At 71.9% G+C, this 13,989-nt stretch carries 13 protein-coding genes; 6 read left to right on the top strand and 7 right to left on the bottom strand.

Annotated features, from left to right (window positions below; translation table 11 throughout):
• Positions 1 to 45: 45 nt before the first annotated feature.
• The 6 genes from ACRQ4B_RS12850 to ACRQ4B_RS12825 all read right to left on the bottom strand — a co-directional run bounded on the left by ACRQ4B_RS12850 (position 46) and on the right by ACRQ4B_RS12825 (position 7,723).
• Positions 46 to 717, bottom strand: coding sequence for a response regulator (locus ACRQ4B_RS12850; RefSeq protein ID WP_069710716.1), 672 nt, complete (start codon positions 715 to 717; stop codon positions 46 to 48).
• Positions 718 to 835: 118 nt separating this feature from the next.
• Positions 836 to 2,164 (bottom strand): hypothetical protein, encoded by a 1,329-nt coding sequence (locus ACRQ4B_RS12845; RefSeq protein WP_439691808.1) that lies wholly within the window; start codon positions 2,162 to 2,164, stop codon positions 836 to 838.
• The gene (locus tag ACRQ4B_RS12840; RefSeq protein ID WP_439691807.1) at positions 2,161 to 3,318 is read right to left on the bottom strand and encodes a sensor histidine kinase; all 1,158 of its coding nucleotides are present in this window, start codon (positions 3,316 to 3,318) and stop codon (positions 2,161 to 2,163) included. The genes ACRQ4B_RS12845 and ACRQ4B_RS12840 overlap by 4 nt, the downstream gene beginning before the upstream one ends.
• A 241-nt stretch (positions 3,319 to 3,559) precedes the next feature.
• Positions 3,560 to 4,759 (bottom strand): homoserine O-acetyltransferase MetX, encoded by a 1,200-nt coding sequence (gene metX, locus ACRQ4B_RS12835; protein ID WP_439691806.1) that lies wholly within the window; start codon positions 4,757 to 4,759, stop codon positions 3,560 to 3,562.
• 285 nt (positions 4,760 to 5,044) lie between these two features.
• A complete protein-coding gene (locus ACRQ4B_RS12830; protein WP_439691805.1) occupies positions 5,045 to 6,376 on the bottom strand; it encodes a bifunctional o-acetylhomoserine/o-acetylserine sulfhydrylase in 1,332 nt (443 codons plus the stop codon).
• 264 nt (positions 6,377 to 6,640) lie between these two features.
• A complete protein-coding gene (locus tag ACRQ4B_RS12825) occupies positions 6,641 to 7,723 on the bottom strand; it encodes an acyltransferase family protein (protein ID WP_439691804.1) in 1,083 nt (360 codons plus the stop codon).
• An 82-nt stretch (positions 7,724 to 7,805) separates the two neighbouring features.
• Here ACRQ4B_RS12825 and ACRQ4B_RS12820 point away from each other — a divergent pair, with 82 nt between their 5' ends.
• The 5 genes from ACRQ4B_RS12820 (at position 7,806) to ACRQ4B_RS12800 (ending at position 11,226) form a co-directional block, all read left to right on the top strand.
• Positions 7,806 to 8,582 (top strand): SDR family oxidoreductase, encoded by a 777-nt coding sequence (locus tag ACRQ4B_RS12820; RefSeq protein ID WP_439691803.1) that lies wholly within the window; start codon positions 7,806 to 7,808, stop codon positions 8,580 to 8,582.
• Positions 8,583 to 8,663: 81 nt separating this feature from the next.
• A complete protein-coding gene (locus ACRQ4B_RS12815; protein ID WP_439691802.1) occupies positions 8,664 to 9,197 on the top strand; it encodes a phosphoribosyltransferase in 534 nt (177 codons plus the stop codon).
• On the top strand, positions 9,194 to 9,913 hold the full coding sequence (locus ACRQ4B_RS12810) for a Type 1 glutamine amidotransferase-like domain-containing protein (protein WP_439691801.1): 720 nt from the start codon (positions 9,194 to 9,196) through the stop codon (positions 9,911 to 9,913). The genes ACRQ4B_RS12815 and ACRQ4B_RS12810 overlap by 4 nt, the downstream gene beginning before the upstream one ends.
• Before the next feature lie 4 nt (positions 9,914 to 9,917).
• Positions 9,918 to 10,613, top strand: a complete 696-nt coding sequence (locus ACRQ4B_RS12805; protein WP_439691800.1) for a uracil-DNA glycosylase — start codon at positions 9,918 to 9,920, stop codon at positions 10,611 to 10,613.
• Between the two features lie 10 nt (positions 10,614 to 10,623).
• On the top strand, positions 10,624 to 11,226 hold the full coding sequence (locus tag ACRQ4B_RS12800; RefSeq protein WP_439691799.1) for a GNAT family N-acetyltransferase: 603 nt from the start codon (positions 10,624 to 10,626) through the stop codon (positions 11,224 to 11,226).
• A gap of 251 nt (positions 11,227 to 11,477) precedes the next feature.
• Here the strand turns inward: ACRQ4B_RS12800 and ACRQ4B_RS12795 are convergent, their stop codons facing one another.
• The gene (locus ACRQ4B_RS12795; protein ID WP_439691798.1) at positions 11,478 to 12,176 is read right to left on the bottom strand and encodes a FadR/GntR family transcriptional regulator; all 699 of its coding nucleotides are present in this window, start codon (positions 12,174 to 12,176) and stop codon (positions 11,478 to 11,480) included.
• Between the two features lie 206 nt (positions 12,177 to 12,382).
• On the opposite strand from ACRQ4B_RS12795, the gene ACRQ4B_RS12790 reads away from it, so the two are divergent.
• Positions 12,383 to 13,987 carry a GntP family permease gene (locus ACRQ4B_RS12790; protein ID WP_439691797.1) on the top strand — a complete coding sequence of 535 codons (1,605 nt, stop codon included), beginning with the start codon at positions 12,383 to 12,385 and terminating at the stop codon, positions 13,985 to 13,987.
• The last annotated feature ends 2 nt before the right edge of the window (positions 13,988 to 13,989 follow it).

Genomic DNA, 13,989 nt, shown 5'->3' with positions numbered 1-13,989 from the left:
TCCCGCGGCGACCGGACGCCTCCGGGGGTGTGCGGACAACCAGTCCTACAGCCCGACCGGGCTGCCGTCCTGCACGATGATGCCGTCGGTGATCGCGCGCTTCCGCAGGGCCACCTTCGTGCCGACGTCGAAGCCGGCGACGCGGTACTTCTCGCGGATGCGCTTGAGGTAGCTCTTCGCGGTCTCCTCCGAGATGCCGAGCTGGTACGCGACGCTCTTCACCGGCTCGCCGCCGCCGTACAGGGCCATGACGCGACGCTCCTGGGCGCTGAGCTTCGGCACGCCACCGACGTCGCCGCTGTTGATCGCGAGGTCGAGCTCGGCCGACACGTACTGCTCGCCGCGCTGTGCGGCTCGGATCGCCTCGACGATCATGTCCGCGTCCTCGCTCTTCACGAGGTAGCCGAGGGCGCCGGAGGCGAGGGCCTCGCGGACGACGTTCGGCTCGGAGTAGGTGCTCATGACGACGGTCTTCACGCCGGCGGTCTTGAGCGTCGAGATCTTCAGGGACACCGGGATGGAGTCCTTCAGGTCGAGGTCGAGCAGCACCACGTCGACCGGGAACGCCGGGCTCGTGAGGAGCTCCGGCCAGGTCGTGACGGCGGCGACGAGCGTGATGTCGTCGGCGGCGCTGCGGATCCACTCGGTGAGCGCGCCGAGGAGCATCCTGTGGTCGTCGACGAGTGCGAGTCGGATCGGTTCCTCTGGAGTCGCCATGCTGGCGTCCTTTCTCGGGGGCTGTCGTGGCCGATCCTAGGTGGACGGACCACGTGGCACGGGCAGGCTGGTCAGGGTGTCCGGCAGTTCGGGCCCAGCCGGTTCCGTGCGACGACTGCTACATCGACGGATGTCGGTCCACGACGCAGTGCGCGACGACGTGCAGCACGCCGTCACGGACGGAGTCGGTGTACGGGCCGATGCGCTGGAGGGCACTCCAGGCAGTGGGGCCGAGTCGGCGGCGGGGGACGCCGCGGGACTCGAAGACGACGGGGACGTCCATGGTCTCGTCGGTGACGGGGTGGCCGTCGGAACCGACCGGACCGAGCGTCACGGAGACCACGGGCACGCCGGGTTGGGTGTTGCGCCCCTCGGCGACGCCGACCATCTGCCAGAGCGCCTGCAGCAGGCCGTCCCGCTGGGCGGGGGAGAGGTGCCCCGCGAGCGACTGCGGGTCGGCGACGCTGACGGAGCGGCCGAGGTTGTCCGACTCCGTGATCGCGTGGTAGAGCCAGGTCTCCCGGCGGCCCTCGATGAGGTGCAGCCGGAGCTCGGTGGCGAGGGACGCGGCGACGGATGCGGAGGCGTCCGACAGGGGCAGGGGATCGCTGCCGTTGGCGACGGCGTCGAGGAGCTTCTCGGCGGCCAGGTCGAGTCGGGCGAGTTCGTCCGAGGCGAGCATGCCGACGGCGAACTGCGGCGCCTGGACGTTGCTCTGCGTGAGGACCCGGTCGAGTTCGCGCTGCACGAGCTGCCGGAACCGGTGCACGACGAAGATCGCGATCGACGGCGGGACGGTGACGAGCGCGACGGTGGAGACGATCGCCGGCAGGGAGTCGCTCGTGATGGGCGTCGAGGCGACCGCCATCGCGACGAACGCCAGTCCGAGGACGGCGATGGCCGCGGCGACCTCACGAGCGGGCCGCAGCGTGGCGACGGGCAGCAGGGCGAACCCGGCGGCGACCGACGCGGACGCCGTGTGGGCGATGTCGTGCTCCGGCCAGATGCCGACGAAGTCGAGGGTCACGACGCAGGCGAGCACGACGCAGATGAGCACGAACGCCGGCCCCGTCAGTCGCTCGCCGTAGGTCAGCAGGCTCAGGCCCACACCGACGGCGGCGACGAGGTAGAGCGCCCACGCCGCGGCGGGGAGCCACGGGTCGGTGAACTCCGTCCAGCGGATCAGGAAGAAGACGATGCCGGCGACGGCCTCGATCCCGGTCAGGACCGCGGCGCCGAGTCCGAGGTACCCCGCGCCGAGCGAGGCACCGGGCTTGGCGGCCTGCCGCATCGACCGTGCTCCGGTGGACGTCGAGGGGAGCCCGCGCGCCTGCCGTCGTTCGCTGCCCCGGTAGCGCTCACGGGCCTCTCGCCGGGTGCGGGGCGCAGGTTGGACGGTCTCGCCGGGGAGGCCGCGGCTGATGGTGTCCTCGGGGATGCGGCTCATCGCGGGGCCTCCAGGACGACGGTCGTGCCGGAGCCCGGCGCGGAGAAGAGCTTGGCGTCGCCGCCGACCTCGCGCAGTCGGTTCACCACGCTCTCCTTGAAGCCGAGACGCTCGGCACTGACGTGGGTGAGGTCGAACCCGACGCCGGAGTCGGTGACCATGGCGCGGACCATCTCGTTGTCGTGCACGATCGTGACGTGCGCCTCGCCGACGCCAGCGTGTCGGCGGACGTTCTCGAGGCACTCGCCGAGCGCGAGCAGGAACGCGTCGAGCACGTTCGTGGGCAGGAGCACCTGACCGGTGCCGTGCCAGCTGACCTCGAGGCCCATGCGACCGAACCGCTGCTTGACCGATTCGAGGGTCTGACCGAGGGGGGACTCTTCCTCGCGCGTGAGGGAGTAGTCGCCGGACTGCGAGGGCTGGGGGGTCGCGCCGAGTCGGAGGTGTCGGAGGAGCCGGGCGTCCTCGGCGGCCTGCTCGCGCATCGCCTGCTCGGAGACGCCGACGCCGGAGTGCGCCAGGAGGGTCAGGGTGGCGAGCACGGTGTCGTGCAGGAGGCGCGCGCCCTGCCGACGCTGTGCCTCGGTCTCGCTGGCCTGGCGTTCGGCGCGGTGGGCGGTGCCGATGCTGGCGATGCGGCGTGCGACCCGGGGGATGCTCCGGGAGATCCAGATCGTGACGACCGCGATGAGCACCCACCCGAGCAGCGCTCCCGTGACCGGGCCCGCGAGGATGCTGCCGCTCGCCCAGACGATCCCCACGACGACCGCGCACCCGGCGACGATGGTCATCGCGAGTCCGACGGGCTTGCCGCGCTGCGCCATGAGCGGCGCGGAGATGCTGCCGGCGGCGAGCGGCACGACGGCGCTCGCGATGATCGGGCGCACGGTCTCGTCGACGCCGAGGAAGAGGAGTGCGAGGGCGCCGAGGCCGGACGCCAGGATCAGGGCCGTCCACCAGACCGAACCATTCCACCCGAAGACGAGGAACCCGCCGATCATGATCGCGATGCACGCGAGGGCACCGAGCAGGGGGACGACGGGGACGGCGAGCGCGGAGACGATCCCGATGACGGAGATCAGCGCGCAGACGACGCCGACGACACGGGTCGTCGACCGCAGCAAGCGGTCGCGTTCCTGTGCGATGAAGTCCATCGATGTCCTGGCTGGTGACGATGTGGATAGGGAAACCCGAGCCCCGATCAACCCGGGCACCACGCCATCATTCCACGCGCGACACCCGTTGGGGGGTGTTCGGCGCGCCCGGCCGTGTCGGATGGTTCTGTGATCGTTATTGCACTCGTTATGGAATCGGAGCGCCGCCCGGATCCGGACCGGGGCGCCGCCCGGATCCGGACCGGAGCGCCGCCCGGATCCAGACCGGAGCGCCGCCCGCTCAGTCCAGCAGCCGTCGCAGGTGCGACCCGACCGCCTCGTGCTCGATGAGGAAGCCGTCGTGCCCGAACTCGCTCTCGAGCACCGCCGCGCGGTCGCCGTCGAGGGTGTTCGGCACGCCCGCCGCGATCCGGTGCTGGTCCTCGATCGGGAACAACCGGTCGCTCGACACCCCGACGACGAGCGTCCGGGCCGTGACCTGCGCGAGCGCCGCGGAGACCCCGCCACGGCCCGCCCCGACGTCGTGCGAGTCCATCGCGTGCGTCAGCGTCACGTAGGACGACGCGTCGAACCGTCGGGTGAACTTGTTGCCGTGGAAGTCGAGGTAGCTCTCCACCGAGAACCGGCCGTCGTCGCCGAGGGGGGAGACGTCGCTCTGCCACGACCGGGCGAAGCGGCCGTTCAGCTCGTCCGACGCGCGGTACGTCATGAGGGCCATGCGCCGCGCCAGCGCCAGACCGCGGTGCGGCCCCTCCCCGGCGTCGGCCTCGTAGTAGTCGCCGCCGGCGAACGCGGGGTCCATCTGGATCGCGGCGCGCTGCAGCGAGTTCGCGGCGATCTGGTCCGCCGTGGTCTGCGCGGTCGACGCGAGCACGGCGAGTCGGGCGACGCGGGCTGGGTGGGCGACGGCGAACTCGAGGGCGTGCATGCCGCCCATCGAGCCGCCGACCACGGCGGCGAAGGTGTCGATCCCGAGCCGGTCGGCGAGCTGCGCCTGCACGGCGACCTGGTCGCGCACGGTCACGAACGGGAAGCGCGACCCCCACTCCACGCCGTCGGGTGACATCGAGGACGGACCCGTCGTGCCCTGGCAGCCGCCGAGCATGTTCGGCGCGACCACGAACCACCGGTCGGTGTCGATCGCGCGACCGGGACCGACGACGTCGCCCCACCAGCCGGCGGTGCGGTGGCCCGGCCCGGGCGGTCCGGCGACGTGCGAGTCGCCGGTGAGCGCGTGGAAGACCAGAACCGCGTTGTCGCGCTCCGGCGACAGCGTGCCCCAGGTCTCGTAAGCGACGCGGACGGCGGGGATCCGTCCGCCGCGCACCCACTGCTCGCCCAGGGCCTCGAAGTGGCGGGCACCGGGGTGGTCGCCCGGGCGCCAGGCGCCCGTGACGGGCGGCTTGCCGAGCGTGCCGAGTTCGGTTCCGGGCACGAGGGTGGACGGGACGGAGTCCTCGGGGGTCGTCTGCCAGTCCATCGGGACCAGTCTGCCTGGAGGCGCGGCTCGCCACCGCCGTGTTACGTCACGTCCGGCGCGTCGCCGGGTCGGGCGCGCGCGGCAGCGTGCAGGTGAGCGGGGGCGAGTGCGTGTGCGGGCGTGGGCGTGGGCGCGTCGACGCGGTGCGACACCGTCGATGTCGCACGACAGCGGTGTTGTCGCAACCGCGCCCGAACAACGGTTGCGTCCGCGCAGGAACGACGAACCCGACGTCGGAGGACGTCGGGTTCGTCGTTCTGAGTCGGCGAGCGCCGGGCAGCGCTCCTACGCCCGCAGCCCCTCCTGCGAGACCGCACGGGCCGCGGCGAGCCCGGCCTCCAGGTCGGCCTTGAGGTCCTCGATGTTCTCGATCCCGACCGACAGGCGCACCAGGCCCGGCGTGACCCCGGTGGTGAGCTGCTGCTCCGGCGTCAACTGCGAGTGCGTGGTCGACGCCGGGTGGATGACGAGCGAGCGCACGTCGCCGATGTTCGCCAGGTGCGAGAACAGCTGCAGGTTGTCCACGAACGCCTTGCCCGCGGGCACGCCGCCCTTCAGTTCGAACGACAGCACCGCACCGACGCCCTTCGGCGCGTACTTGTTCGCCGCCGCGTACCAGGGCGAGGTCGGCAGCCCGGCGTACGCCACGGTCGCCACGTCCGGGTGGCGGTCCAACCACTCGGCGATCTCCTGCGCGTTCGACACGTGACGCTCTATGCGGAGGGACAGCGTCTCGATGCCCTGCAGGAGGGTGAACGCGGTGTCCGCGGAGTTCGACGCGCCGAGGTCACGGAGCAGCTGCACGCGGGCCTTCACGATGTACGCCAGCTCGTTGCCGACCGCCTCGGCGAACACGGCGCCGTGGTACGAGGGGTCGGGCGTGTTGAACTCCGGGAACTTGTCCGGGTGCTGCGACCACGCGAAGCGACCGCCGTCGACGAGGACGCCGCCGATGACCGTGCCGTGCCCGCCGAGGAACTTCGTCGCGGAGTGCACCACGATGTCCGCGCCGTGCTCGAACGGACGGATGAGGTACGGCGTCGCGATCGTGTTGTCGACGATGAGCGGCACGCCGGACTCGTGTGCGACGTCGCTGACGCCGGCGATGTCGAGGACGTTGATCTTCGGGTTGCCGATCGTCTCGGCGAAGAACAGCTTCGTGTTGGGGCGGACGGCGCGGCGCCACTCCTCGAGGTCGTCCTGGTCCTCCACGAACGTCGTCTCGATGCCGAGCTTGGCGAGCGTGTACTTGAAGAGGTTGTACGTGCCGCCGTAGATCGACGACGAGGACACGATGTGGTCGCCGGCCCCGGCGATGTTCAGCACCGCGTAGGTCTCCGCCGCCTGGCCGCTCGACACGAGGAGCGCGCCCGAACCGCCCTCGAGCGCGGCGATCCGCTGCTCGACGACGTCGTTCGTCGGGTTCATGATGCGCGAGTAGATGTTGCCCGGCTTGGCCAGGGCGAAGAGGTCGCGGGCCTCGTCCGAGTTCGCGAAGACGTACGAGGTCGTCTTGTAGATCGGGGTCGCCCGGGCGCCGGTGGTCGGGTCGGGCTGCGCGCCGGCGTGGACCTGGGTGGTCTCGAACCGCCAGTCGGCTGCGTCGTTCTGGGTCATGCCGTGCTCCTCGGGTCGCCTTGCGCCGGCCGGGAGGAACGGCGCACCTTCACGTCGACCGTCACGCTACGCAGGTGCCCGGTCGGGCACCAGCGCTCCCGCCTCGGGACGTAACGGACGCGGCGCGGCCGCCCCGCGCCTCCAGGCTGTCGCTGCGGTGTGCGAGGTTCCGCGCTCCGTGGGACGCAAGCGCCCTCGCACACTGCGCGGCACGTCGCGCGCTGTCGACCGAGCGCAGCGGAGACGACGGCTCGCGCGGGGACGTCACTGGCGGAACAACCAGCGCACGTTCGGTTCCAGCAGCCAGCGCATCCCGCGACGGACGAACGGCTGTGCCAGGAACAGGCTCACCGCGCAGGCGATCCCGACCATCAGCAGGACGTACGGCCACGCGGAGTGCTCGCCGGCCAGGATCCCGCTCTCCCGGATCGGGTAGAGCACGAACGTGTGCAGCAGGTACACGTACATCGTCGCGGCGCCGAACTGCGTGATCCAGATGGTCCGCCGGGGCACGAGCAGCAGGAAGCACGTCGTCAGGAGCGCGGCCAGCAGCATCAGCCCGAACCGGACGGCACCGGCCCACCACGCGTCCTCGCCGAGCCCGGAGTACGAGTCGTCGTAGAAGAACCAGTGGTGCAGGTCGAACTCCTTGAACTGCGGGATCCAGATCGCGCAGGAGACCGCCCACGCCGCGAACACCGCCGCGGCGACGATGCGGATCCGGACGACCAGTCGGCGTGGCGCCTCGTACCAGCGGTCGAACAACCCCCACTGCTTCACCTGCCACCCCACCAGGAAGAACGGCAGCAGGCTGATCGCCCGGGACAGCGAGAGGGTGGAGTCGACGTTGTCGAAGTACCCGACACCGATGCTGAACACCACCGCCCAGAACAACGGCCACCGCAACTGCGCCAGGTACGGCAGGATCAGCCGGAAGATCCCCAGGGCGAGCAGGAACCAGAGCGTCCACGTCGGCTGGGTCGGGTTGAACTTCTTCCCGCCCTCGACCAGCGCCTGCACCACCGTCCAGATCGTCTGCATGATGATGTACGGCACCACGATGTCCGTGATCGTCCGGCGCATCCGCTTCGCCGTCGGGGTGTCGGCGGACGAGAAGTACCCGCTGATGACGCCGAACGCCGGCATGTGGAACGCGTAGATGAAGGTGTACAGCGCCAGTGCGTGCTCGCTCGCGGGCGTCTGCCGCTGGATCGCGTGGCCGATGACGACGAGGGTGACCGCGAGGAACCGCGCCGTGTCCCACATCGGGATACGACGCTTCGCACGACCCGGTTCGAGCTGCGTGGCGGGCGCCGAGGGCGCTGGAGGGGCGGCATCCGTCGTCATCCCCGGTCACGTTACCGGATCGTGACCTCGCCGGATCGGTACGGTTGACGGGACACCCGACCCCGTTCCCTGGAGGAAGCACATGGCATCTCGTCGCGCAGTCGTCACCGGAGCGAGCTCGGGCATCGGGGCGGCGACCGTCCGACTGTTCCGCTCGCACGGGTGGGACGTGCTGGCCGTCGCCCGGCGCGCGTCGAAGCTCGAGGCGCTCGCCGCGGAGTCCGGGGCCGACGTGCTCGTGGCGGACATCACGAGCGCTGCCGACGTGGCGGCGATCGCGGACCGCGTCGCGGAGCTCGGCGGAGCGGACGCCCTGGTGAACAACGCCGGCGGCGCCCTGGGCTCGGCGAGCGTCGAGGAGTCCGACGTCGACGACTGGCGGGCGATGTTCGAGGTGAACGTGATCGGCACGAAGCGCGTCGTCGCCGCCCTGCTCCCGCACCTGCGTGCTCGTGCGGCGACCGCCGGGACCGCCGACGTCGTGACCGTCACCAGCACCGCCGGGCACGTCGCCTACGAGAACGGTGGCGGGTACAACGCGGCGAAGTTCGCCGAGCACGCGCTCGTGGCGGCGCTCCGGCTCGAGCTGAACGGGGAGCCGATCCGCGTCGTCGAGATCGCTCCCGGGCTGGTGAAGACCGACGAGTTCGCCCTGACCCGCTTCCGTGGCGACGAGCAGAAGGCCGCGGCGGTCTACGACGACGTGCCGGACCCGCTCGTCGCCGAGGACGTCGCCGAGGCGATCGTGCACTCGGTCGAGCTGCCCGCGCACGTGAACCTCGACCTGGTGACGATCCGGCCGGTGGCGCAGTCGGCGCAGCACAAGCTGGCGCGCGGGCGGCTCACGCCCCGCGCCTGAGGTCCGGCGCCCGGCCGCAGCACGCGCCCGGGGCGGAGCTGCGGGTCGCGGGGGTGGGGTCCCTGCCGGTACCGTGGTCGGATGCCGATCAGCAGCGACTCCGGGTCACCCGCCCAGGCTCCCTCGACCGTGACCGTGACGAGCGGGCCCGAGGTGCTCGGCTGGCTCGAGTTCGGGGACGCCGCGCGACTGCTCGCGAAGGACGTCCTGTCCTCCGGCTTCGAACCCGAGGTCGTCGTCGCCGTGGCCCGCGGTGGCCTCATCATCGCCGGTGCGGTGGCGTACGCCCTCGGCACGAAGGAGTGCGGCTCGATCAACGTCGAGTTCTACACCGACGTCGAACAGCGTCTCGACGAGCCCGTCATCCTGTCGCCCGCCCTCGACGCCCCGAGCCTCGCCGGCAAGCGCGTCCTGGTCGTCGACGACGTGTCCGACTCCGGCCGCACCCTCCGCCTGGTCGTCGACATCATCCGGAACGCCGGCGCCGACGTCCGCAGCGCCTGCCTGTACTCGAAGCCCGGCACCGTGCTCGAGCCCGACCACGTGTGGCGTCGCGTCGACGGTTGGATCACCTTCCCGTGGAGCGCCCTCGCACCGGTGACGGCCGAGTCGTGAGCATCCACCTCGTCGGCGGCGGACCCTTCGCCGCCTCGGACGCCGCTGCGCCCTTCCTCGCCGAGGCGACCGCTCGATCCGCAGCGGTCGGCCGGACCGTGCCGCGCATCGGCCTGCTGTCCGTGGCCGACGCCGCCGGCGCCTCGCCGTCGTCGACCGCGGACATCGCCGAGGTCCTCGGCGGCGCACGCCAGGCCGAGGTCCTCGTCACCGAGATCGCACCGGGTGCGGTCTTCGACACCACCGTCCTGAGCGACGTCGACGCCCTCGTCGTCGGCGGCGGGGTCACCCCGCACTACCTCGACGCCGTCGCCCCGCTCGTCGACCAGATCCGGCTGCTCGTCTCCGACGGCCTGCCCTACCTCGGCTACTCGGCCGGCGCGATGATCGCGTCCGACCGAGCCCTCGTCGGTGGGTGGCGGATCGGCGGCGTGGAGATCTGCCCCGAGGACGCGTCCGAGGGCCTGGACGAGGTCGAGCTCCGTGAAGGACTCGGACTCGTCGACCTGACCATCGACGTGCACGCGGTGCAGGCCGGCACCATCGCGCGCCTGATCGCGAGCGCCGAGGCCGAGTTCGTCACCGCCGGCCTGGCGATCGACGAGGACACCACCCTCGTCGTCGGTGAGGGTGCGCTCGAGGTCCGCGGCACCGGCAGCGTCTGGCGCGTCGTCGCCGGCGACGAGTCGGTCGCGGTCGCCACCATGGGCGCGTAGGACCGTGCAGGCCCGCCCGCTCGCCGACCTGGTCGACCCGGGCTGGGCGCGCGCACTCGCCCCGGTCGAGGACGACGTGCACCGCATGGGTGACTGGCTCCGGTCCGAGGTCGCCGCTGGTCGTCCGTACCTGCCGGCAGGTGACCACGTGCTCCGCGCCTTCGCCGACCCGTTCGACGACGTGAAGGTGCTCGTCGTCGGGCAGGACCCGTACCCGACGCCCGGGCACCCCATCGGTCTGTCGTTCGCGGTGGACCCGCACGTGCGCCCGGTGCCGCGCAGTCTGGCGAACATCTACCGCGAGCTCGAGTCCGACCTCGGGGTGACGCCGCCGGCCCACGGGGACCTGCGGGCCTGGTCCGCGCAGGGCGTGCTGCTGCTCAACCGGGTGCTCACGGTGCGGTCCGGCGAGGCCGGCAGCCACCGGGGCAAGGGGTGGGAGGCCGTCACCGACCAGGCCGTCCGTGCCCTCGTCGCCCGCGGGACGCCGCTCGTCGCGGTGCTCTGGGGTGCGCAGGCCGGTACGGTCCGCCCGCTCCTCGGCGACACCCCGGTCGTGGCCTCGGCGCACCCGTCGCCCCTCAGCGCGTCGCGCGGCTTCTTCGGCAGCCGGCCGTTCTCGCAGGTGGACGACCTGCTCGAGGCGCAGGGAGCAGCCCCCGTGGACTGGGCACTGCCGGAGCAGACGGACGCGGCCTAGGCTCGGAGCCGTGCTCGAGGAGGAATACCAGCGACGGCGGGTCCTGCCGCGACACCTGCGTGCCCCGGTCCCCACCGAGGCCGCGTTCACGTACACGATCCGCGCTGCCGAGCCGACGGACCTGCCCGACATCCGCGAGATCCACACGCACTACGTCCGGAACTCCTCGGTGACCTTCGACCCGTCGGCGTTCACCTTCGCCGCGTGGAAGCGCCGGTACGACGAGATCCGGCGTCGGGGCCTGCCGTTCCTGGTCGCCGAGAACCCCTCCGGCCAGGTGCTCGGGTACGCGCTCGTCGACGCCTGGAACCCGCGGGACCGGTCGAACCGCGTCGTCGAGGACTCGATCTACCTCGGTGCCGCGTCCGGCGGCAAGGGCCTCGGCCGTGCCCTCATGGAGGCGCTCCTGGACGAGTGCCGCTCGGCCGGCGTCCGCGAGGTCGTCGCGGTCATCGCCGACCGCCAGGCGGAGGCGTCGATCCGTCTGCACGAGCGCCTCGGGTTCGAGGAGGTGGGCCGGATGGGGAAGGTCGGCTACAAGTACGACCGCTGGCTCGGCACCGTGACGATGCGGTTGCGGCTGCGGGGCCCGCGGCTCTTCGCCCGGCGGTGAAGCGGTGGGCGGCCGTTCCGCTCGTCGGAGGCCGTTTCGCGCGTGGGAGGCCGTTTCGCGCGTGGGAGGCTGTTCCGCGCGTAGTGAGCAGGTTGTTGCTGCCTCCTACGCGCGATCTGACATCCAATGTCGGGCGCGATGGGCGGGAACGCACGCACCAGTGGGCCTGGAGGCGCGTGGCGGGCCCGCCCCGCGCCTCCAGGCCGCCCGATGGTCGGCGCGCACGGCGCGCACGCCGCGGACGGCGCGGCTCAGCCCGCGGGCGCCTCGGCGATGAACTCGTCGCGCGTGACCCGCACCAGTTCGCCCGCCGCTGCAGACGCGATCGCCCCGTCACCCGCGACGAGCGCCCGCCCGACGGCCTCGTGGCGCGCCGCCGCGTCGTGCGTCCACCGTGTGATGGTGTCCCGCGACTCCGAGGTGCGCGTGCGCAGGAGCGCCTCGACGGTCCCGGCGAAGTGCGCGAACACGGTGTTCCCGGACGCCGTGAGGAGCGCTCGGTGGAAGCGGACGTCGGCCTCCAGGTAGGCGCGGCTGTCCTCCCGAGCGCAGGCGTCCAGCATGTCCGAGGCTGCGTCGAGCACCGCGGCCGCCCCCGGTGTGCCGGCTGCCAGTGAGGCGGCGACGGGCTCGACCCCGAGTCGGAGCTCGAGGAGTTCGCGCTGCTGGACGAAGTACGACGGGGAGGCGCCGCGCCACCGGATGACCGTCGGCGCGAGGAGCTCCCACGACCCGATCCCGAGCACCTGGGTGCCGACCCGCTGCCGGGGTTCGACGAGGCCGAGGGACTGGAGGACGCGCAGGGACTCGCGGACGACCGAGCGCGACACGCCGAACTCGTCCGCCACCAGCTCCGGCCGGACGACCTCGCCCGCGCCGAGCGCGCCGTCGACGATCCGCTGCCCGAGGGTGTCGAGCACGTGGGCGTGCAGTCCGCGTCCGGTCGGCATCGTTCCTCCATGCAGCACGCGTCACGCAGGGCGAGTGACGCGGTGTCCATCGAATCGGCAGACTGCCCAGGAGGGCGGATGCCGCGCGGTGGATCGTCGTATAGTCTGATTAATCAGATTATTGACGGTCGACGCGTCCGGCGCCAGACCGCCCCCGACACGAAGGCGACGGAGCCGCGCTGCAGCGGCTCCAGGAAGGGGCACCGATGCCTCACGCTCTCCTGGCCGATCCGGCCACGGCCCACGCGGCCTCGGCCCACGCGGCCTCGGCCCACGCGGTCTCGGCGCACGAGGCCGCGGCCCACGCGGTCTCCGTCCTCGCAGCGGAGGGCGGTGCGACGGAGACGGTCGACCCGTCCGGCCCCGTCGCGCAGCTGATCATCGCTGCCGTCATCGGCATCGTGGTGATCATCGCCCTCATCACCTGGCTCAAGGTGCACCCGTTCATCGCGTTGACGATCGGTGCGCTCGGCGTCGGCATCGGCGCGGGTCTGGCCCCCGACAAGGCGGTCACGAGCTTCGGCAACGGCTTCGGCGCGACGATGACGAGCGTCGGCATCCTGGTCGGCCTCGGCTCGATGTTCGGCAAGATGCTCGTCGACTCCGGTGCGGCCGACCGCGTCGTCGACACCCTGGTGCGGAGGTCGTCGAAGGCCGCCCTGCCGTGGACGATGGCCCTCATCGGCGCGCTGATCGGCCTGCCGATGTTCTTCGAGGTCGGCCTCGTCCTCCTCATCCCGATCATCGTGCTCGTGGCCAAGCGCAGTGACGTCCCGATCATGAAGATCGCCGTGCCGGCCCTCGTGGGCCTCTCGACCATGCACGCGTTCGTCCCGCCGCACCCCGGCCCGCTCGTGGCGATCTCCACGGTCGGCGCGAACCTCGGCACCACCCTGGCCTTCGGCATCGTGCTCGCCATCCCCGTCATCGTGCTGGCCGGCCCGGTGTTCGCCCGCTTCGCGGCGCGCTGGGTCGACATCCCCGCCCCGGACCTCTTCGGCTCGCGTGGTGGGAGCGGCTCCGGCCCGCAGGACCCCGCGCACGACGGCCGGGAGGCACGGCGCGGCCCCGCCACGCAGGACACCGCCTCCCTGCCCCACGGCAAGAGCGACTTCACGCGCGTCATCAGCGAGCCGCGCAGCCCGTCCTTCGCCGTCGCCCTCGTCGGCATCCTGCTGCCCGTCGTCCTCATGCTCGCCCAGGCCATCCGCGAGGCCACCGTGCCGGACGCGTCGGGGTCGTGGGTCAGCCTGCTCGACTTCCTCGGGTCGCCGATGATCGCCATCGGCATCGCGGCCGTCTACGCGATGGTCTTCTTCGCCATCGGTGGCGGCATGGACCGTACGGCCGTGTCGAAGTCGCTGGAGAGCGCACTGCCGCCGGTCGCCGGCGTGCTGCTCATCGTCGGCGCCGGCGGTGGGTTCAAGCAGGTCCTCATCGACACCGGGATCGGCGGGGTGATCGCCGACGCCGTGAAGGACTCGGGGATCTCGGTGTTGCTCGTCGCGTGGGTCGTCTCCGCGCTCGTCCGTGTCGCCACCGGCTCGGCGACCGTCGCGACGGTGACCGCCGCCGGCATCATGGCCCCGATCGCGCACGACCTGTCGTCGCCGATGACCTCGCTGCTCGTGCTCGCGATCGGCGCCGGTTCGGTCTTCCTGTCGCACGTCAACGACGCCGGCTTCTGGCTCGTCAAGGGGTACCTCAACACGACCGTGGGGCAGACGTTCAAGACGTGGACGATGCTCGAGTGCCTCATCTCGGTGTTCGGTCTCGCCGGGGTCATGCTCGCGGGGGTGTTCATCCAGTGAGT

The organism is Curtobacterium sp. SP.BCo, assembly GCF_051903265.1.
Classification (GTDB): domain Bacteria; phylum Actinomycetota; class Actinomycetes; order Actinomycetales; family Microbacteriaceae; genus Curtobacterium.
Note: the sequence above shows the minus strand (reverse complement) of the source record. Positions and strands in the feature narration are given on the sequence as shown.